The organism is Rhodobacteraceae bacterium Araon29 (genome assembly GCA_039640505.1).
Taxonomy (GTDB): domain Bacteria; phylum Pseudomonadota; class Alphaproteobacteria; order Rhodobacterales; family Rhodobacteraceae; genus CABZJG01.
Genome location: CP046865.1, coordinates 548,140 through 568,654, shown reverse-complemented (window position 1 = coordinate 568,654; position 20,515 = coordinate 548,140). Strand labels below are relative to the sequence as shown.

14 protein-coding genes are annotated in these 20,515 nt (G+C 50.9%); 13 read left to right on the top strand and 1 reads right to left on the bottom strand.

What is annotated here, in order from left to right; translation table 11 throughout:
- Nucleotides 1–268 precede the first annotated feature (268 nt).
- From GN278_02535 to GN278_02490, 10 genes are all read left to right on the top strand, one after another.
- The gene (locus GN278_02535) at nucleotides 269–1,315 is read left to right on the top strand and encodes an MreB/Mrl family cell shape determining protein (protein XAT59793.1); all 1,047 of its coding nucleotides are present in this window, start codon (nucleotides 269–271) and stop codon (nucleotides 1,313–1,315) included.
- A 29-nt stretch (nucleotides 1,316–1,344) separates the two neighbouring features.
- Nucleotides 1,345–2,238 carry a rod shape-determining protein MreC gene (mreC, locus tag GN278_02530; protein XAT59792.1) on the top strand — a complete coding sequence of 298 codons (894 nt, stop codon included), beginning with the start codon at nucleotides 1,345–1,347 and terminating at the stop codon, nucleotides 2,236–2,238.
- Nucleotides 2,231–2,773 carry a rod shape-determining protein MreD gene (locus GN278_02525; protein XAT59791.1) on the top strand — a complete coding sequence of 181 codons (543 nt, stop codon included), beginning with the start codon at nucleotides 2,231–2,233 and terminating at the stop codon, nucleotides 2,771–2,773. Before mreC ends, GN278_02525 begins: the two co-directional genes overlap by 8 nt.
- A complete protein-coding gene (gene mrdA / locus GN278_02520; GenBank protein ID XAT59790.1) occupies nucleotides 2,770–4,713 on the top strand; it encodes a penicillin-binding protein 2 in 1,944 nt (647 codons plus the stop codon). The genes GN278_02525 and mrdA overlap by 4 nt, the downstream gene beginning before the upstream one ends.
- Nucleotides 4,710–5,858: a rod shape-determining protein RodA gene (gene rodA, locus GN278_02515; GenBank protein ID XAT59789.1), complete on the top strand. Its 1,149-nt coding sequence runs from the start codon at nucleotides 4,710–4,712 to the stop codon at nucleotides 5,856–5,858. The genes mrdA and rodA overlap by 4 nt, the downstream gene beginning before the upstream one ends.
- Entirely contained in the window at nucleotides 5,855–6,787 is a 933-nt protein-coding gene (locus tag GN278_02510; GenBank protein XAT59788.1) for a glyoxylate/hydroxypyruvate reductase A, read from the top strand. The genes rodA and GN278_02510 overlap by 4 nt, the downstream gene beginning before the upstream one ends.
- A 310-nt stretch (nucleotides 6,788–7,097) precedes the next feature.
- Entirely contained in the window at nucleotides 7,098–9,740 is a 2,643-nt protein-coding gene (locus GN278_02505) for a hypothetical protein (GenBank protein ID XAT59787.1), read from the top strand.
- Between the two features lie 33 nt (nucleotides 9,741–9,773).
- Nucleotides 9,774–10,574, top strand: coding sequence for a hypothetical protein (locus tag GN278_02500; GenBank protein ID XAT62512.1), 801 nt, complete (start codon nucleotides 9,774–9,776; stop codon nucleotides 10,572–10,574).
- A gap of 82 nt (nucleotides 10,575–10,656) precedes the next feature.
- Nucleotides 10,657–12,258, top strand: coding sequence for a hypothetical protein (locus GN278_02495; GenBank protein XAT59786.1), 1,602 nt, complete (start codon nucleotides 10,657–10,659; stop codon nucleotides 12,256–12,258).
- Nucleotides 12,259–12,313: 55 nt separating this feature from the next.
- Entirely contained in the window at nucleotides 12,314–14,560 is a 2,247-nt protein-coding gene (locus GN278_02490) for a glycosyltransferase family 2 protein (protein XAT59785.1), read from the top strand.
- An 11-nt stretch (nucleotides 14,561–14,571) separates the two neighbouring features.
- Here GN278_02490 and GN278_02485 read toward each other — a convergent pair whose 3' ends face one another.
- On the bottom strand, nucleotides 14,572–17,355 hold the full coding sequence (locus GN278_02485; protein XAT59784.1) for a formate dehydrogenase subunit alpha: 2,784 nt from the start codon (nucleotides 17,353–17,355) through the stop codon (nucleotides 14,572–14,574).
- A gap of 218 nt (nucleotides 17,356–17,573) precedes the next feature.
- Here GN278_02485 and GN278_02480 point away from each other — a divergent pair, with 218 nt between their 5' ends.
- From GN278_02480 to GN278_02470, 3 genes are read left to right on the top strand one after another with little or no spacing between them, the layout of a single operon-like run.
- Entirely contained in the window at nucleotides 17,574–18,284 is a 711-nt protein-coding gene (locus GN278_02480; protein XAT59783.1) for a histidine phosphatase family protein, read from the top strand.
- Nucleotides 18,285–18,296: 12 nt separating this feature from the next.
- Entirely contained in the window at nucleotides 18,297–19,352 is a 1,056-nt protein-coding gene (locus tag GN278_02475; protein ID XAT59782.1) for a saccharopine dehydrogenase, read from the top strand.
- Nucleotide 19,353: 1 nt separating this feature from the next.
- On the top strand, nucleotides 19,354–20,499 hold the full coding sequence (locus tag GN278_02470) for a saccharopine dehydrogenase (protein ID XAT59781.1): 1,146 nt from the start codon (nucleotides 19,354–19,356) through the stop codon (nucleotides 20,497–20,499).
- Nucleotides 20,500–20,515 lie beyond the last annotated feature (16 nt).

Below are 20,515 nucleotides of genomic sequence, written 5' to 3'. Positions count from 1 at the left end.
AACTGGCGATCTAAACGCGTGATCGCTCCGACCGGAAAAGGCACAAAACCGACCTTGATCCATAAAAACGCCAAACAGTCTTAAATTTCAATAGCCCTATTCTCCAGTCCAAAAATACGCGATTTTCCGTTTCCAAAGGGCTGATCGCAGGTCATTTTCCGCCGAATTAAAACGATGCCCACTTTCGCCAATTTAATTCCGGTTCTATAAGGGGTCATGCGACCACAAGAGAGTCGCAGCAAAAAAATAATTTTAGGGACAGAACATCATGTTTGGGATCGGAAATTTAACCGGCATCTTCGCTCAAGATATGGCGATTGACCTCGGCACTGCAAACACTTTGGTGTATGTGAAAGGCCGCGGTGTGATTTTATCCGAACCTTCAGTGGTGGCTTATCATGTCAAAGACGGCGTCAAAAAGGTACTTGCGGTTGGGGAAGACGCCAAATTGATGCTCGGGCGCACCCCGGGTAGCATCGAAGCTATTCGGCCCATGCGCGAAGGTGTGATTGCAGATTTTGATGTGGCCGAAGAAATGATCAAACATTTCATCCGCAAAGTGCACCGCCGCTCAACCTTTTCAAAGCCCAAAATAATTGTTTGTGTTCCGCATGGGGCAACCCCGGTGGAAAAACGTGCCATCCGCCAGTCAGTGCTTTCAGCGGGCGCACGCCGCGCGGGTTTGGTGGCCGAGCCGATTGCAGCGGCCATTGGGGCCGGTATGCCGATCACTGACCCCACAGGAAATATGGTGGTTGATATTGGCGGCGGCACCACCGAAGTGGCGGTTCTATCGCTGGGCGATATTGTTTATGCGCGCTCGGTCCGGGTTGGCGGCGACCGGATGGACGAAGCCATTGTCAGCTATCTGCGCCGCCAACAAAACCTGTTGGTCGGGGAAAGCACCGCTGAGCGGATCAAAACTTCTATTGGAACTGCGCGCATGCCGGATGATGGTCGTGGCGCTTCAATGATGATACGCGGCCGTGACCTGCTAAACGGGGTGCCCAAAGAGACGGAAATAACCCAAGCGCAAGTGGCCGAAGCGCTAAGCGAACCGGTACAGCAGATTTGCGAAGCGGTGATGACAGCATTGGAAGCAACGCCGCCTGATCTGGCTGCTGATATTGTAGATCGCGGCGTAATGCTCACTGGCGGCGGCGCTTTGCTGGGCGATCTGGATCGCGCATTGCGTGAAAAAACTGGGCTGGCGATCTCGATCGCTGACGAAAGCCTCAATTGTGTGGCCATGGGCACTGGCAAAGCCTTAGAATATGAGCACCAACTGCGCCATGCCATCGACTATGACAGCTAATCGGGCACCAATGTGACCAAGAGGTTTATTTGGTACAGGATCGCACAGGACAAGAAGATTATATCGGCACGCTAAAGCGGGTTTTGCTTGGGCTTCTTGTGCTTGCGCTGCTGGTGATTTTTCTCATCTGGCGGATAGATAACCCGCGCGTTGAACGGTTTCGTGCTCAGATTATCGACACGGTGTTGCCGCAGGTCGATTGGGTGATGGCTCCGGTCACACAAGCTGCCAAGCTGATCCGCGACCTGCAAAGCTATCAAAGCATGTACACGCAAAACCAAGAACTGCGACGCGAGTTGCAAAAGATGAAAAAGTGGAAAGAGGCGGCCGGTCAGCTTGAGCAAGAAAATGCCCGTTTGCTGGATTTGAACCAGCTACAACTCGACCCCAAGCTCACCCGTGTCAGCGGTATTGTGATGGCCGACAGCGGATCACCTTTTCGCCAATCTGTCCTCTTAAATGTTGGCAGTAACGATGGTATTCAGGACGGCTGGGCGGCAATGGATGGGTTGGGACTTGTGGGACGCATTTCAGGGGTTGGACAAAAAACCAGCCGGGTTATTTTACTCACCGATACCACAAGCCGCATACCCGCGGTGATCCAGCCATCGGGACAACGCGCTTTTGTGTCGGGCGATAATTCGGCCGCGCCCGTGATTGATTTTCTTGAAAACCGCAATTTGGCTCGCCCGGGGGATCGGGTTTTCACCTCTGGTGATGCCGGGCTATTACCGCCAGATCTTTTGATCGGACAACTGGCTCAGGACCCCAAAAAACGTTTGCGCGTTCGACTATCTGCAGATTTCGAGCGGCTTGAGTTTTTGCAGATCTTACGCGATCAAAAGACAGTAAAAATCAAAGATACCGGAGCTTTGGTGATGCCCAAAAGCGACGCAGAGCCAAGCGAGAGCGGAAATGATTGATACCGCACTGTTAAAAACCTGGGCCTATTGCGCCGGATTTGCTTTTCTGGCGCTGCTGCTGACCTTTGCAGAGCTTTTGCCGCTCAATACCCTGCCTTCCACTTGGGTAATGCCGGATGTGCTTTTATGCGTGACTTTCGTCTGTTGCATCCGCCGGCCGCAGTATGTGCCAATGCTGATCATTGCTGTGGTGTTTTTGTTTCAGGATCTGATGCTCAACCGACCTCCGGGCTTGTTTGCGGCCTTGATGCTGATGGCAAGTGAATGGGTTAAAAGGCGCAGTCGCCGCGCCGAAGAGTTTCCCTTTGTAAAAGAATATCTATACGTTGCCCTGGCTATTGCGGTGGTGCTTTTGGGTACCCGGTGGGGCCTTGGAATTGTTATGTTGCCAATGCCAAAAGCCTTTTTGACGCTTAGCGAATTACTATCCACTGCCCTGTTTTACCCTGTTGTGGTGCTGTTTGCGCAGGTGGTGTTAAAAGTCCGCCGCGCTGGATTTGGGGACCTTGAAGCCACCGCAGGGGAACGGACATGAAACGGCTTGAGGATCAGATCAAACATGATCGGCGCCGGATCAACCGGCGCAGTTTGCTGGTCGGCGGCGCCCAGCTTGGATTTGCCGGGCTTCTTGGCTGGCGGCTGCGATATCTGCAAATTGAACAGGCCGATCAATATCAACTGATGGCCGAAGAGAACCGGATCAATGTGCGGCTGCTGCCCCCCCAGCGGGGTGAAATTTACGACCGCAATGGGTTGATTTTGGCGCAAAATGAACCGAGCTACCGCATCACGCTGGTTAAAGAACTGGCCGGTGATGTAGATGACGTGCTTGATAAGCTGGTCCAATTGGTGCCCATAAGCGACGCAACTTTGGCCCGGGCGCGCAATGAACTGGCGCGCAGCGCGCCGTTTTTGCCTGTGACCATCATTGACCGGGTCAGCTGGTCTGATATCTCAAAGGTGGCGGTCAACGCACCTGCTTTGCCGGGGGTGACCCCAGATGTAGGAATGTCGCGCAGTTATCCTTTTGGCGAAAATTTTGCCCATGTGGTCGGTTATGTAGGCCCAGTCAGCACCCGCGATCTTGAACGCCGCGATGACCCCGATCCGCTGCTGCGCATTCCCCGGTTTCAAATCGGCAAGGTTGGCATTGAGTCTAAATATGAAAGTGAACTGCGCGGCCGCGCCGGCGCGCGCCGGGTCGAAGTCAACGCCGTAGGCCGGATCATGCGCGAGCTGGACCGCCAAGAGGGCCTCACGGGTAGTAGCCTGCAAATTTCGACCGACACGGCGCTGCAAAGCTATGTTCAGGCCCGTTTGGGTCAAAACAGCGCCTCTGCCGTGGTGATCGATTGCACCACGGGCGATATATTGGCGATTGCCTCTTCGCCGGGCTATGATCCCAATAAATTCGTCCGAGGCATATCGTTGAACGATTATGCAGAGCTGCGCGATAATGAGCGACGGCCACTAGCTTCAAAATCGGTTCAGGATGCCTATCCGCCCGGCTCAACTTTTAAGATGATTACTGCGCTGGCCGCATTGGAAGCCGGGTTGATTAGCCCCAAAGATACCGTTATGTGCCGCGGCCATCTGGAAGTGTCTGATCGAAAGTTCCACTGCTGGAAGGCCGGCGGCCACGGCAATATGAACCTTGAAAAATCGCTGCGCGAAAGCTGCGATGTGTATTACTATGACCTGGCACTAAAGGTCGGCATTGAGAAAATATCGCAAATGGCCAAAACCTTTGGCATTGGGGTGCGGCATGATGTGCCTTTATCGGCCGAGTCTAAAGGCCTCGCACCAGACAAAAAATGGAAACTTCTAAACCGCGGCCGTGAATGGGTGATCGGCGATACGGTGAATGCATCCATTGGTCAGGGCTTTGTTCTATGTTCGCCGCTGCAATTGGCAGTGATGAGCGCCCGATTGGCCACCGGTAAAAATATTAAACCGCAGTTGATCAAACGGGTTGGCGGGGAAACCATCTATGTCCCCGAGGCAGAACCTCTACCGGTAAGTGAAAACAATCTGCGCTTCATCCGCCGCGCCATGTTTGAGGTTAGCAATAACCGCCGCGGCACCGCCTTTGCATCGCGCATCACAACCGAAGAGTTTCGCATGGCCGGCAAAACCGGCACCAGTCAGGTGCGCAATATCTCAGAAAAAGAGCGCGCGCGCGGGGTCACAGCGAACGAAGATTTGGATTGGGATCGGCGCGATCACGCATTATTTTTAAATTTTGCCCCCTATGACGACCCAAAAATCGCCGTAGCCGTGGTGGTGGAACATGGCGGCGGTGGATCAAAAGCTGCCGCGCCAATTGCACGAGATATCACGTTGCAGGCGCTTTACGAGGGCGAGCCACCGCTAGATGCCTATCCTAAAGAAGACCGCGCCAAAATAGCCCGCCAGCAGCGCGAATTGCGCGATAAGCAACCGGATTTAAGTTCTGCGCGAAAGGGCCGCGCATGAGCTATCTTGAATATCGGGTCAAAACCGTTCCGACCGGGCTGCGCAAACTGATATATCTAAACTGGCCATTGCTTTTGCTGGTGGTCAGCACCGCAGCGGTCGGGGTTTTAATGCTCTATTCAGTGGCAGGTGGGTCTTTTTCCCCCTGGGCAGCCACCCAGATAAAGCGTTTTGCAGCTTTTTTCATGTTGATGGTTTTTATCGCGATGATTCCAATTTGGTTTTGGCGAAACCTGTCATTTTTAGGCTATGCGGTAGCGCTTGTGCTTTTGGTTCTGGTGGAATTTATTGGCACCACGGGCATGGGCGCACAGCGCTGGATTGATCTTGGGTTTATGCGCCTTCAACCTTCAGAATTGGCCAAAATCGGTTTGGTAATGATGCTGGCCTTTTATTACGACCGCCTTCCGTTGAACAAGATTTCGCATCCGCTTTGGGTGTTGATCCCCATTGTTATTACTCTTGTCCCCACCGCCATGGTTCTGCGGCAACCCGACCTGGGAACGGCTTTGCTGCTGCTGGCCACGGGCGGCGCAGTAATGTTTCTTGCCGGTGTGCACTGGGCGTATTTTGCCGCAGTTCTTGGTGGGGTAATTGCTTTGGTGGTCAGTGTTTTTCAAAGCCGCGGCACCACTTGGCAAATGCTTGCAGACTATCAATTCCGGCGCATCGACACCTTTTTAAATCCGGCCATTGACCCGCTGGGGGCCGGATATCATATCACCCAGTCCAAGATTGCGCTTGGCTCTGGCGGATGGACCGGGCGCGGGTATATGCAGGGCACGCAATCGCGGTTGAATTTTCTGCCAGAAAAGCACACCGATTTTATTTTCACCACTTTGGCTGAGGAACTGGGATTTATCGGCGGCATTTCACTGCTTGGAATGTATCTTTTAATTCTGCTGTTTTGTCTGTCATCCGCATGGCAAAACCGTGATCGGTTTTCATCCCTGCTCATCCTGGGCATTTCGATGAATTTCTTTTTGTTTTTCGCGGTGAATATGTCGATGGTCATGGGGCTTGCCCCGGTGGTTGGCGTGCCGTTGCCACTGGTCAGCTGGGGCGGATCGGCTATGCTGGTGCTGATGGTTGGTTTCGGCCTTATACAATCAGCCCATGTGCACCGACCAAGGTCAGAAAAATGACCGTAAATATTCTATTTTCTGCCACCCGTGACACCTGGCACAGCTATCAGGCAACGCTTAGCGATGCGCTTGAAGCGCGGGACATCAGCTTTCATCTATCGCAGGATATCGCAGCCGAAAACGTGGATTATATTGTCTATGCACCAAGCAGCGACGTACAGGATTTCACCCCCTTTACCCGCTGCAAAGCAGTGCTCAATCTCTGGGCTGGGGTTGAAGATGTGACCGGCAATTCCACCTTGAAGATGCCGCTAGCGCGTATGGTAGATCACGGGCTGACCCGCGGCATGGTGGAATGGGTGGTCGGGCATACCTTGCGACATCATCTGGGAATGGATGTGCATCTAAACGGACAGGACGGCATGTGGCGCAAGGCCATACAGCCGCTGGCTGAAGACCGCCGCGTCGCGCTTTTGGGGCTTGGGGCCTTGGGCATGGCCTGCGCCGAGGCGCTGTTGGCGCTTGGATTTCAAATGCGCGGCTATAGCCGGCAGCCAAAAAATATACCCGGTATGGACACATTTAGTGCCGGCGGCGGATTGCAGGCGGTGCTTGAAGGCGCCGAGATCGTGATTTTGCTACTGCCGCAAACGCCGCAGACCGAAAACATTCTCAATGCGCAAACCCTATCCCTGCTGGCACCAGGGGCCGTGGTGATCAATCCTGGCCGCGGGCCGCTCATCGACGATGCGGCCCTGCTTGCCGCTCTGGATAGCGGCGCTTTGGGTCATGCCACGCTCGATGTATTTCGCACCGAACCGCTGCCCACCAATGATTTGTTCTGGGCACATCCCAAGGTCACGGTTACCCCGCATATAGCATCGGCCACGCGGCCCAAAACCTCGGCGCAGGTAATTGCCGAAAACATTCACCGCGGCGAGAACGGGGCACCGTTTTTGTATCTTGTGGACCGCAAGAGCGGTTATTAAAGAATTGGCAAAAGCCTGTGGTTTTGCGGGATTTGGCGTATGTTCAACCAAAAATCCTATAGAATGCTGGGAGTTTTCGCAAAGATAACTGCATTTTGTCGAAATTTGAACATAGTTTGAGTGTCTAAGCCAACATGACTTGGCGGGTTTGAACGCTGTGCTTTAGACAAACAAAGATAATTAATAATGACAGAGTGATGACCAAAAGTTAATTTTACAACCAAGAGTTGCTCTTATAAAGCAACAGTATCGAGATAAAATTACAATTTGCTTAGGTCATTTCAATATTTAGGAAAAGTGAAATTTTACTGTGCAGACATCCAAAAGCCGTGAGAAAAAATATCTCATAATTTCAACAATGAAAGATGAGGGGCCTTATATTTTAGAATGGCTTGCCTATCATCGTGCGATCGGCTTTACCGACTTTCTGATTTATACCAACGACTGCAGTGACGGCACTGATCTTTTGCTGGACCGCTTGCAGCACAACGGCATTGTCACCCATGTGCGCAACAAAGTGCTCAAGCGCGGCCCGCATAAATCCGCTTTGAAGTATGCTTTTGATCATAGTATTTATAAAAACTCTGATTGGGCTTTTGTTTGTGATGTTGATGAGTATCTAGCTATACATAAAGGTACAGGAAAGCTCGCAGACCTTTTTGAAGCGTATCCTAAAGCCGACGTCATTCCAATTGTCTGGCGACTTTTTTCATCCTCAGGAGAAACTGAAGTTGTACCTCCTTTGATAACTCAAAAATTCAATGATGCTGCTCATTATCCTGACATAGAAGACCAAAATAGATCAGGTTTCATAAAAACGCTTTTTCGAACATCTGAAACAGTTGAGCGTTTAGGAATCCATAGACCATTTTTCAAAAATGGCGCGAATGAAATCTGGGCACCGAACAAACCCTCGCATGATGCTCCATTACATCTATTTGGAGAACTGGGCCAAGATGTAGCCCAAGTCAATCATTACGCGGTTCGTTCAGCAAAGTCATTTTTGTTAAAGCGCGCAAGAGGCCGCCCGCACGATGGTGCAATGGTGGGCTTAGGTTATTGGAACCGATGGAATATTGGAGGGGAAAAAGACACATCTATGATGAAAAATAGTCAAGAGCTTCAGTTAGAACTAGATGAGTTAATGAAAGATCCAATCTCGAAATCACTATATCTTAGTGCTCTTGAATTACACCGTTCCTTTGCTGAAGAGCTCTTGGAAAATGATAAAACGGCTCGCAAAATTTATGCGACCATTTCATCAGGAGATGAAGAAAAAAGCGCTCCTGATGGTCATTTAACTACCCAGAAAACGACTAATGACATTGAGCTAAAACCAATTGGATCAGATTTTGAAATTACAAAAATTAGGAATGGTTCTGCGAAGAATTTAGCTAGAAATAATAATAAAAAGCATCAAGATCTCTGGGAGGAAATAGCAAAAAAACTAGCTGGCAGCAAAGGATTCTACAGGGCTGGCCCAGAGGGCCATTCTATCGTCTATACACCGCGCCGCAGCAATACCCTCGTAATCACTTTCGATAATCTTGATATAGCTATTGATAAACGAAAAGATAGGCATCCTTGGGGATTTTCCTTTATAGAAGCACAGGGTTGGTCAATGCTTGGTGTTTTGGCAGGTGGGTGGACATGGTATCGGAATAATTGGGTATCTGAACAGTTTGATGAACTCCGCGAAAATGGTTTTTTTGAGAAATTCGATAGGGTTGTACTTTATGGGGCATCCATGGGTGGCTATGCAGCCTGCGTTTTTTGTGCAGCAATTCCCAATAGTGAGGTTGTTGCTATCAGCCCACAAACCACTTTAGATAAATCTGTGGTCCCGTGGGAAACACGTTACAAAACGGCTTGGCACAGGGACTATACTGGTAAATACGGTGATGCTTCTGACACAATTTCAGCGGCGAAAAAAGCATACATAATTTATGATCCTTATGAACCACTGGATACCAAACACGTTAAAAGATTATCGGGCGAAAATATTGTAACTTTAAGAGCTCCATTGCTTGGCCATAGACTTGGTTCTTCGTTGAGCCAAATGGGAATTTTAAGTCCAATAGTTTTGGGCGCGCTCAAAGGAACTTTGACTCCAACTGATTATTACAAGCTATTACGAACGAGGCGTAGTTTTCCACGATATCAAAGAGAGCTTTTCCAACGTGCCCTAAAAAAAGGGCATAGAGAGCTCGCCTTTAAATTAGGAAATTATGTTCTCAAGAAAAATTCAAACCGAGGGATTGAAAAAGAAATGAAAATGCTCACTCCGGAAATGGAGCCTGGCAAATTATCCGCAGACCACGATCCTAAAATTTTTGAACAAGGTAATATCGTTTCAAAGATGGTGCGGGCCAATGATCAAAAAATGAAAGCCCCCAAACGGCTGGCATTGCGCCGAAAAATGCTGGATGAACTGATGCCAAAAGGTGGCCGAGGTGCCGAAATTGGCGTTTGGGAGGGCGACTTCTCAGCTGAAATCCTGAATATTACGGGTCCAAGTGAACTTGTTTTAATTGACCCGTGGGATTTGCTGGCTGCAAAAAAAGAGGAGCATACACATTCCCAACACGCTAGTGACGAGTTGATGCGCCAGAAATACGAAGAAATTGTCAATGGTCTAGGCAAGCTAGATAATTGCACCATCAGGAAAGGTTTTTCAGCGGAAGTAATGGAGACCTACCCGGATAATTATTTCGACTGGGCCTACATAGATGGCAACCATCTTTATGACTTTGTTCTGAAAGATATTCTTGTTTGCGCGCGCAAAGTCAAATCAGGGGGCTTGATAGCGGGCGACGATTTCTGGTGGAAACGCAACAATCGGAGCCATGTACGCGAAGCTGTTTTTGAAGCAATCAAACAACTAGGGGATGGCTACAAGTTTGACCGGCGCGGGGGACAATTCATAATTTCCGTACCTGCAAAAGACAGTTAGGAGTTTAACGTGTCTAAAGAGTTTAAAATTGGAATGCTATGGGTTGAAGGCCCTCTGAGTTTTTTAGAGCAACTTTGCATTGTTTCATTCCTAGATGCCGGACAAAACGTGCGTTTATATGTTTATAACGACGTTCCCAATGTCCCAAAAGGCGTTGAAGTCTGTGATGCGCGGGACATCCTTTCGACAGAAGAATTTATTACTCACACTAGAACGGGCAGTGTCGCACCCCATGCCGACAAATTTAGATATCTTATGCTTGCAAAACACTCAGATATTATTTGGGCAGACACGGATGCCTATTGTGTGCGCCCGTTTACAACAGATAATGGTCATTTCCACGGATGGACAGCCCCTCATGAAATAAACAATGGCGTTTTACGATTGCCAGCGAGGGGCAAAGTGCTAGCAGATTTGATCAAGCTTACGAGTGATCCTTATGGTATTCCCCCGTGGCTTCCGAAATGGCAAAGAAAAGAACTTCAGGCTGCGAAAGATGCGGGCAACCCTAGGCACGCAGGTGAAATGGAATGGGGCATTTGGGGACCGCGTGCACTTACCTGGGCTTTAAAACATCACAATCAGGTGAAATATGCACTGCCTCAGCCTACTCTGTATCCCGTTCCATTTAAGGACCGGCGTATGATGGGACGTCCAAACAGGCCGGTCGAAGAATTACTTGAAGAAGACACATACTCTATCCACTTTTGGGGGCGACGTATGCGTAGGTTTTTTATTACTAAGTATGACGGAGCACCTCCGAATGACAGTTTCATCGGAAAGTTGCTTCAAAAGCATGGAATTGACGCTAAGTCAGCTCCCTTAATGGGCTAAGGTCCAATTTCCATTGAGATTTAAACAATAGAGTCCGATCCAATTTTAACACTATGCGAAATTACTGAGACGGAAATTTAATATGGAAATGATGCTTCAACCCCAAACCGGCCAACTTTTAGGTGAGGCCATTTGCACGAAGCATGGGACCATATTCAATGACGAGTTCTATGGCCAATATTTTTTAGAAAAATCAGATAAAGATTATAGCCATTTAGGGTGGAACCACCACCGTTATGCGGGATGGGCGCTTTGGCATTCGGCAGCCTTACCGGTGGCAACCCTCGAAGACAAAAGTGGCACATCATTCGGGCTGCTTTGGGGAATAGCCATTGGGCCTTCTGATGAATTAATTCGATCCGAGCTCACTTTGCCAATAGACTCAAAAAGCCCAGATTTCATAGAAACCTTCGAACAAACCTTAACCAATATACGCGGAAAATATGTGGTTTTGTTGAAAAGCAGAAATTCTGAATTTCTGTACGGGGATCCCGTAGGGGATATGGGAATTTTATTTGATACAAAAACTGGCATTATAGGGTCATCTATTCCCGTTGTCCTGCGGCGTCAATTAAAACCGCATTACGACAATTTCACGGAAAAAGATTTGCAAAACGGAACGGCCGTCTTTCGCTTTGGCGCAACACCCGATAGGGATGTAAAGCGGCTTACTCCCAACCACAAACTAAACCTAAAAACCTATAAAACCGCACGTTTTTGGCCGTTTGAACTGGACCCAATTTGCGAGACTGATGAAGAGTGTTTGGATGTCGTACAGGAAATTTCCAAGCGACTTGCGGGAAACTTAGAAAGCTATTCAAAATTTGGTCGGGTAAGCCTTCCGATTAGTGGAGGATACGATTCACGTGTTCTATTGTTACTGGCCCAATCCCGAAACCTGAAATTTACTTCGGTTTTCACGCACCGAACAAACTGGATTTCAGGTTACGATGCGATCATTGCACGCGGTTTATGCGACGAGCTGGGTATTGATCATGAATTTCTCGATGCAAAATCGCTTTTCGAGCAAAGTGATTTTTGTGTGGAACCCGCCAAACAAGCGCAAATTTGGAATTGGATTCGGGCGGGTTTTGCAGTGCCCATGGAAAGACGTCCCACCATGCTTTCAACACTACTTATCAAGGACACAGATATCGTGTTGCGCGGAAACGTTATGGAAATGCTTGGAGGGCGTTTACACAAAGTCGATTTAACGGATCTGGCCGAGAGCATTCGATCAATTTGTGGAAGGGATCCCATCTCTGACTTTGAAAACAGCGAGTGGTCGTCATCCTACAAGAAGTGGGCCAATGGGCTTCCGAATTTACAGGACAAAGCGATACAAGATTTATGTTTCATTGAAAACTTGTATTGCAATGCCCTTTCAGTTGTACTCCAGTCTATGCCCAAAGGACTGTATGTAAATCCATTTGCAGATCGCCAGTTAATTTCCCTTACGATGCGATATCCATCTGAACGTCGTATAAAAAGTGCACTTTATAAAGACTTGATGCAGGCAGCTCATCCAACTATTCCTTTCCCCAAACGACCGATGCGTATTGGTAGAAATGACAAGGATGGAAAAAAATTAAACCGATTTCTGGCTGCCAATGAAAAACAAACTGAAAGTGTTGGAGTGCGCTTTAAAACTCAAATGGGCCTAAACAAAAGCCCAAGCAATTGAACTGAAAATTATAAATGTGCAATAATACCCTTCCATGCCTAAGGGATCGCGTTTGATGGCCAGCGGTCAATTTTCACTTCGCGCGCTGAACGCAGCAACCCTTGGCGGTTTGCAGTTGTTGGATGTGGTGGCAAGCCCAGCTGCCCATGAGGGCTCGCATTTCACGCTGTTCTTCGCCAAAGGGGTCGCGCTTGATGCGGCCAAGGCGCAGGTGGGCGAAAGCCTTATCTCGGCGGTCATGTTAAACGGCGCGCCGATACTTCGGTGCGATGCACTACCGCAACATTTGACTGCTGCGCAGCCTGAGTTTGATATATTTGCGGGTAAAAACATTGCTATCAGTACACGGAATGGAGAGCCCGTTGAAAACGTGTTTGAATGGCTGGAATACCACTATGATTTTTTCGCCATGGATGGCGCGGTGATTTTCAACCGTGCACGCCAAGGAAAAGACCAAGGCTTTATCAAAAAACTAAAATCCGCAATCGAGGCCTGTGAAAAACCGTTGCACGTGCTGGTGGTAGAAAGCGGTCATCCTTTGGGCGCCGCCGATTTACCGCCCGAGGCGCATCCATTTTGTGTTGGCGAAGCGCCTGGACGGGACCGTATGAAAGTGCCCGCCGCTGATCCGTGGACATCCCCGCTGGCAGAAATGTCGATTTATGAAATCGCCCGCCAGCGGTTTTTGCAAAATGCACGGGCAATCATGAACATCGATATTTGCGATCTGCTCTATGATCCGGTTCTGGAAGCCCCGGGCCGGCGCAAATCCCGCGTACCCAAAACACCCTTTGATATCGCTGCAACCAGCCCTGGCACTGCGGTCAAATTGATCGGGCGGCATTGCTATCCCTGGCGGGTTCGCGGCGGCAAGGCGGCAACATTTGCCGATCACATTTGCATTCAATTTGACAAAGCCAAGTTTCGCAACCGATGGTGCGTCAGCCCCCAAGGCTTGGCACCGGAAAACCTACTTCGACTGCTGCGCATCTCAGGAATAGAGGCGTGTAGCACCGCCGGCTTTTACCGCCATATGGCCGTTCGCCACCCGGTGAACCGCATTAGCAGGTTGGTGGCGAAAACCAGTTTGGTTGAAAGCCCATCGCTGCTATCAATGTCGGATAATATATTTGAGCACAAACCAGTCCGTTCCCCCAAGGTCGACTTAAAACAAACCAAGCCGGACAGAAACCGGACTGCCATTGTCACAACGATGAAAAATGAAGGCCCGTTTATCCTTGAATGGATTGCCTATCATCAGGCTATTGGGGTGCAAGATTTTTTGGTCTACACCAATGATTGCAGCGATGGCACAGACGATATGTTTGATTTGCTGCAAGCCAAGGGCGTTTTGCAGCACCGGCAAAACCCTTATAAAAAGATGAACCTCAAACCGCAGCATGCCGCGCTGCGCGACGCTGAAAACGAGCCACTGGTGCAAAAAGCGGATTGGTTGATCTGCATGGATGTAGATGAGTTTATAAATATCAAAGTCGGCGACGGGCAGCTAAAAGATCTTTATAAGGCGGTTGGCGATGCAAATTTGATATCGTGTACGTGGCGTCTATTTGGCAATTCGGATATGCACGGATTTAGCGAAGACCCTACGATCAAGATGTATACCCGCTGTGCGCCAGAATTCTCACCCAAACCGCACCACGCTTGGGGGTTTAAAACCCTATTTCGCAACACCGGAAGTTTCAAAAAAATGGGGGTGCATCGCCCAAAGGGTCTGCAGCCTCAGCTTTTAAAGCATATCCGCTGGGTCAATGGATCGGGAAAACCGCTGCCCAAATCTGACTTTCGCAACGCGTGGCGATCAACAAAAAGCACTTATGGCTATGATCTGGTGTCGCTCAATCACTATGCGGTGCGCAACGCCGATAGCTTTTTAGTCAAACGCGATCGCGGGCGGGTGAACCATGTCGATAGGGATCAGGGGCTCGCCTATTGGTTTCGAATGAACAACAATACAATCGAAGACCTGTCAATCCAAAAGCGCATTCCAATGATGGAAGAAAAGCTAAAGGTGCTGATGGCAGACCCCGACATTGCGCGGCAGCATTATCGCTGTGTGGCGGCCCATAAAGACAAAATCTCGGCGCTGAAAAACAACAAAGAACAAATGGCATTTTACGAAACCCTAACATCACCTCGGATGGAAAAACTCTCTAAGATGCACAAGTATTTCGGATCAAACGTGTTTTTCAACGGACCGCAATGCATCCCAGATGACATCGTGTGGGCTGATCATCCCAAGGATTTTTCATTCACCGTCGAGCGGCAAGCAAACCCGTCATAGCTGCGCAGCTTTTACTCGGCCGCCACTTGATCCACTTTGGCTTTCTCAACTTTGACCGCGCTAAATTTGAACTCGGGAATTTTCCCATAAGGATCAACGGCTGAGTTGGTTAGAATATTGGCCGCCGCTTCCACAAAGGCAAAGGGCAAAAACACCATATCCTCAGCCACAGAGCGGTCAGCGCGCGCCATCACCACCACACTGCCGCGTTTCGTGGTCAGCCGCACATGGCCACCGGGTTCTACTCCAAGCCGGCGCAGGGTTTTGGGATGCAATGAGCAGTTTGCCTCGGGCTCAACCGCATCCAGAACATTCGAGCGACGGGTCATAGACCCCGTATGCCAATGCTCAAGCTGCCGCCCGGTGGTTAAAATCATCGGATATTCGGCGTCGGGCACATCATCCGGCGCAATCACACTGGCCGGTGTGAACTTTGCCCGCCCGTCGGTGCGTGGAAATCCATCGCCAAAGACAATGGCCTGACCGGGGTCCTCTGGGGAAAGCGACGGATAGGTCACCGCGTTTTCGGCCGACAGCCGGTCCCATGTGATATTGTCCAAGGACGCCATGTTAATCTTCATTTCAGCGAACACATCCGCAGGGCTCTGATAGTCCCAATTGAGCCCCAACCGGTTGGCCAGTTCGACCTCGATCCACCAATCTTCGCGCGCTTCGCCGGGGGGCGGCACTGCGGGCCGGCCCATCTGAACCTGACGGTTGGTATTGGTCACGGTGCCGGATTTTTCCGCAAAGGCACTGGCTGGCAGGATCACATCGGCATAATTGGCCGTTTCGGTGAGGAAAATATCCTGCACCACCAGATGGCTTAATTTGGCCAAAGCATCACGCGCGTGCTCGACATCGGGGTCCGACATCGCCGGGTTTTCACCCAAAATATACATGCCGTGAATATCGCCAGTATGAACCGCATCCATTATTTCAGTCACGGTCAGGCCCTTTTGCGATGAAAAGTCACCCGAATTCCACACGCTGGTAAAGGCGCTGCGCACCCCGTCATCGGTGACAGTTTGATAATCGGGTAGGAACATCGGGATAAGCCCCGCATCCGAGGCGCCCTGAACATTGTTTTGCCCGCGCAGCGGATGCAAGCCAGTGCCCGGCCGTCCCACCTGACCGGTCATCAGGGCCAGCGAAATCAGACAGCGGCTATTATCCGTGCCGTGAATATGCTGGGACACGCCCATACCCCAGAAAATCATGCCTGCCTGCGCACCGGCAAAGGTGCGCGCCACATCGCGCAGTACATCGGCCTCAATACCGCAGATCTCAGCCATTTTCTCAGGCGCAAAATCTGTTAGATGGGTTTTTTCCGCCTCCCAGTTTTCGGTATAGGCTTCAATATACTGTTGGTCATATAGCCTTTCTTCGACAATCACATGCATGATCGCATTCAGCATCGAAACATCGGCTCCGGGCCGGAACTGAAGCATGTGTGACGCAAAGCGCTTAAGTGCTTGTCCGCGCGGATCCATCACAATCAATTTGCCACCGCGTTTGGTGAACTGTTTGAAATAAGTCGCAGCAACCGGGTGGTTTTCAACCGGATTGGCCCCGATGACAATGGCGACATCGGCATTTTCGATTTCGTTAAAAGTGGCGGTCACCGCCGCCGAGCCTACATTTTCCATCAGCGCTGCCACCGACGAGGCATGGCACAGCCGCGTACAGTGATCGACATTATTGTGACCAAAACCCTGACGGATCATCTTTTGGAATAGATAAGCTTCTTCATTGGTACATTTGGCGCTCCCAAAACCGGCCACAGAAGGGCCGCCTTTGTCACGGCGCAAAGCGCTTAAACCATCGGCGGCAAAATCAAGCGCTTCATCCCAACTGGCTTCGCGGAAAAATTCCTGCCAGTTTGACGGGTCAACATTAAGCCCCTTGGCGGGCGCATCTTCGCGGCGGATCAAAGGTCTCGTCAGACGGTGGTCATGATGGATATAATCAAATCCAAAGCGTCCTTTGACACAGAGCCGGCCTTCGTTCGCGGGGCCGTTGATGCCTTCGACAAATTTGACCTTATCATTCTTGACCTTCAACGACACCTGACAGCCGACGCCGCAGAACGGGCAAACGCTTTTAACCTCGCGGTCATAATCACCGCTATCGCCGATCTGCTGATCATCCACCACGGTCGCAGGCATCAGCGCACCCGTCGGGCAGGCCTGAACACATTCACCGCAGGCCACACAAGTGCTGTCGCCCATGGGATCGGCAAAATCAAATGTCGGATAGGCATCATGGCCGCGGCCCGACATGCCGATCACATCATTGACCTGCACTTCGCGGCAGGCGCGCACGCATAGCCCGCATTGAATACAGGCATCCAAGTTCACACTCATCGCCACATGGCTGTCATCCAGCAGCGGAATGCGGTCTTTTTCCAATTTCGGCATACGGCTTTCGCTAATACCGTTCAACTCGGCCATATCCCACAGATGCGAGGATTTATCATGCGCCACATCACGCTCGGGCTGATCCGCCAGCAGCATTTCAACCACCATTTTACGCGCATTTTCGGCGCGGGCAGTATCAGTTTTCACCACCATGCCCTCTTGCGGTTCACGAATGCAGGATGCGGCCAAAGTGCGCTCGCCTTCGATCTCGACCATACAGGCGCGGCAGTTGCCATCGGGCCGGTATCCGGGCGCAGGCTTATGGCACAGATGCGGGATCACCAAACCGCGGCCATTGGAAATTTCCCAAATGGTCATACCGCGCTCGGCTTCGACCTGTTGTCCATCGAGCGTAAAACGAATGGTGTCAGTCATCTAATCGACCCTTACTGTACCGGGTGATATAACCATAGACCGTATAGGCCCATCCTGCCAATCCCGACATTGTACCTATTTTTTGCGCCACTGCGGTTTCCGATAGGCGTCATTTTTCCCGATTTGCATACAAAGCGGCAAAGCCCTGCACGGCCATCGCCCTGACCCAAGGTTTTTGGCGCGCGCTCACGCTCTAGGCTTTTCCTAGGCTCGTTTTTATGCTCAAAGAAACTCCCGGTTATTATTCCGGCAGGTTGCAGGATAGGAAAAACATGTCCAATGTGATGATTGTGCGCCATGGTCAGGCCAATTCAGAGGCTCGCGATGAGGCCAGCTATGACCAGCTCAGCCCAATAGGTCATCAACAGGCGAAATGGCTGGGTGAGTATTTTGGCCAAATTGAGCCAAAATTTGAAAAAATCTATTCCGGTACCCTCAAACGGCAGATTGAAACGGCGCAAGGGATCAATCAATTTGGCTTGCCACACGAACAGGATGCGCGGCTCAATGAGATGGATTATTTCGGGCTTGCCGCTGATCTTGAGCGCCGCCACAATATTGATTATCCCACATCACAGGCCGAGTTCGCCGAGCAAATAAAAACCATCCTAAGCTTCTGGAAAGACGGTAAAATTTCCTCTCCTATCGAGACATATGAGCATTTTCAAAATCGAATATTGGATGTTGTTCTTGAGGCTCTCGCAGGCCAAGAAAAAGTCCTTTTGGTATCCTCAGCCGGGGTGATCGCCGCCGTCGCAGCAACCGTTTTAAAAGTCGAAGAAGATCACTGCTTTAGGCTTTTCCTCAGCGTGCCGCATACCAGCCTGAACAGCTTTGAGCTGATCTATAATGCGCCATCGCTTACTCAATATTGCGCGACACCGCATCTTGATCTGCCAGAGCGCATACATGCGAAAACATACATCTAAAAGCGAGGGCCTATGACACATCTTTGGGTACGCGCGGAACAACGCGAAAACGAGGATCGGGTGGGCATCACCCCCGAGGGCGCAAAAGAGCTAATGGATGCCGGCTACCGGCTCACGGTCGAGGATAGCGCAAACCGTGCCATTTCAACCGATGCCTACCGTGCAGTGGGCTGCGCTATTGCAGAAACCAATTCTTGGCCCAATGCGCCGCGCGATGCGATTATCTTTGGCCTTAAAGAATTATCTGACGATGGCACACCCCTGCATCATCGCCATATTATGTTCGGCCATGCCTTCAAAGGCCAGCATTCCGGTGCGCATTTGCTGCGCCGGTTTAAAGCTGGCGGCGGCACGTTGTATGATATCGAATATCTGGTGGATGACACCGGCCGGCGGGTGGCCGCCTTTGGCTATTGGGCTGGCTATGCTGGCGCTATGGTGGCGATGCATTGCTGGATTGCCCAGCAAAAGGGCGCGCTGTGCGGCCCAATCGGCGCCTATAGCGACCGCGCGGCGGCTCTGGCCGATCTAGGAACGGCGCTCAACAGCTGCGCCAATCCATCGCCAAGCGCCATTGTCATCGGCGCTTTGGGGCGGGTGGGCACCGGGGCGGCGGATCTTTGCGCCGAACTGGGGCTTAAAGTGACCAAATGGGATATGGCGGAAACCGCCTCTGGCGGGCCATTTGGCGAAATTTTGCAGCACAACCTGTTTTTCAATTGCATTTTGGCGCGCCCGGGTACGCCGGTTTTTGTGCCCGCCGAAGCTGTAAGGATGCCGCGAAACCTGCGGGTGATTGGCGATATCGCCTGTGATCCTGATAGTGATTATAACCCGATCCCGGTCTATTCCACGGCCACCGATTGGGCGGCCCCCGCGCTTCGGGTGGCAGATAATCCGGTGCTTGATGTCATGGCTATTGATAATCTACCCTCGCTTTTGCCGCGCGAAAGCTCAGAAGATTTTGCGGCCCAGCTCTTGCCAACGCTGCGCAATCTAGACACTCTAGACCAAGGCGTCTGGCAACGGGCGCAGATGGTTTTTGAACAACATGTAGCTGAGGTGTAAAATGACAATTCACTGGTGTGGTACTGGTCTGTCGGCAATCCCGGGGTTGCGGGCGCTAATTCAAGACGGACAAGACGTGGTGGTCTGGAACCGCTCTGTTGATAAAGCGCAGGCAGCAGTTGGTGATCTAACCGATCACATACGCGGTTTTGACATGGGCGCGCTGGCCGAAACCGTAAAGGCCGGCGATGTGTTGGTTTCCATGCTGCCTGGGGACTGGCATGTGCCGCTTGCAGAGCTGGCCATTTCCAAGTCTGCGCATTTTGTCAGCTCTTCTTATATCGCCCCCGAGATGCGCGCCTTGAACGACGCTGCAAAAGCCGCCGGTGTGGCCTTGGTCAACGAAGTGGGACTTGATCCGGGCATTGACCACCTTATGGCGCATCACCTGATCGAAGAGTATCGCGCCTCGTCCGCCTGTGATGGTGAAAATGCGCTGTCCTTTAAATCTTACTGCGGCGGCATTCCCAAAATCGCCAATCCGTTTCGCTATAAATTTAGCTGGTCGCCGCTTGGGGTGCTAAAGGCGCTGCGCTCGCCGTCCAAATCCATTCGCGATTTCGCCGAATATGATGTGGCCCGCCCTTGGGATGCGATTAGCAGCTATACCGCCCCGCTGCCGGTGCCCGAAAGTTTTGAGGTCTATCCCAACCGCGATTCGCTACCGTTTATGGCGCAATATCACTTTGATCCGAGCTGGAAGGTCAAAGAGTTTGTGCGCGGCACCCTGCGGCTTAACGGCTGGACCGAGGCGTGGGCAGATGTTTTTGCCGAAATTGAAACCCTTTCTGGCGAGGCTGGTGAAGCGCGTCTGAAAGAGATGTCAGATCAGTTCTGGTCGGAAAATGCCTATGATGAGGGCGAGCCGGACCGTGTTGTTTTATGCGTCAGCCTAAAGGCCGAGCACGGCGAAGAGACAGTATGGCATAAAACCTATGTGATGGACGCTTGGGGCGATGCACAATCAACCACCATGGCGCGGCTGGTATCCTATCCGGTGTCCTATGCAATCCACGCCGTTTTGGGCGGTCAAATTGACGCCGGAGTGCATGCCGCGCCCAATGCCGCCGATTTGGTCAGTGGCTGGCTGGGGGATATCCAAAAGCTTGCCCAGCATTTAGAGGTTGTCGATCATACCAGAGCTTGATTGGACAAAACTATTA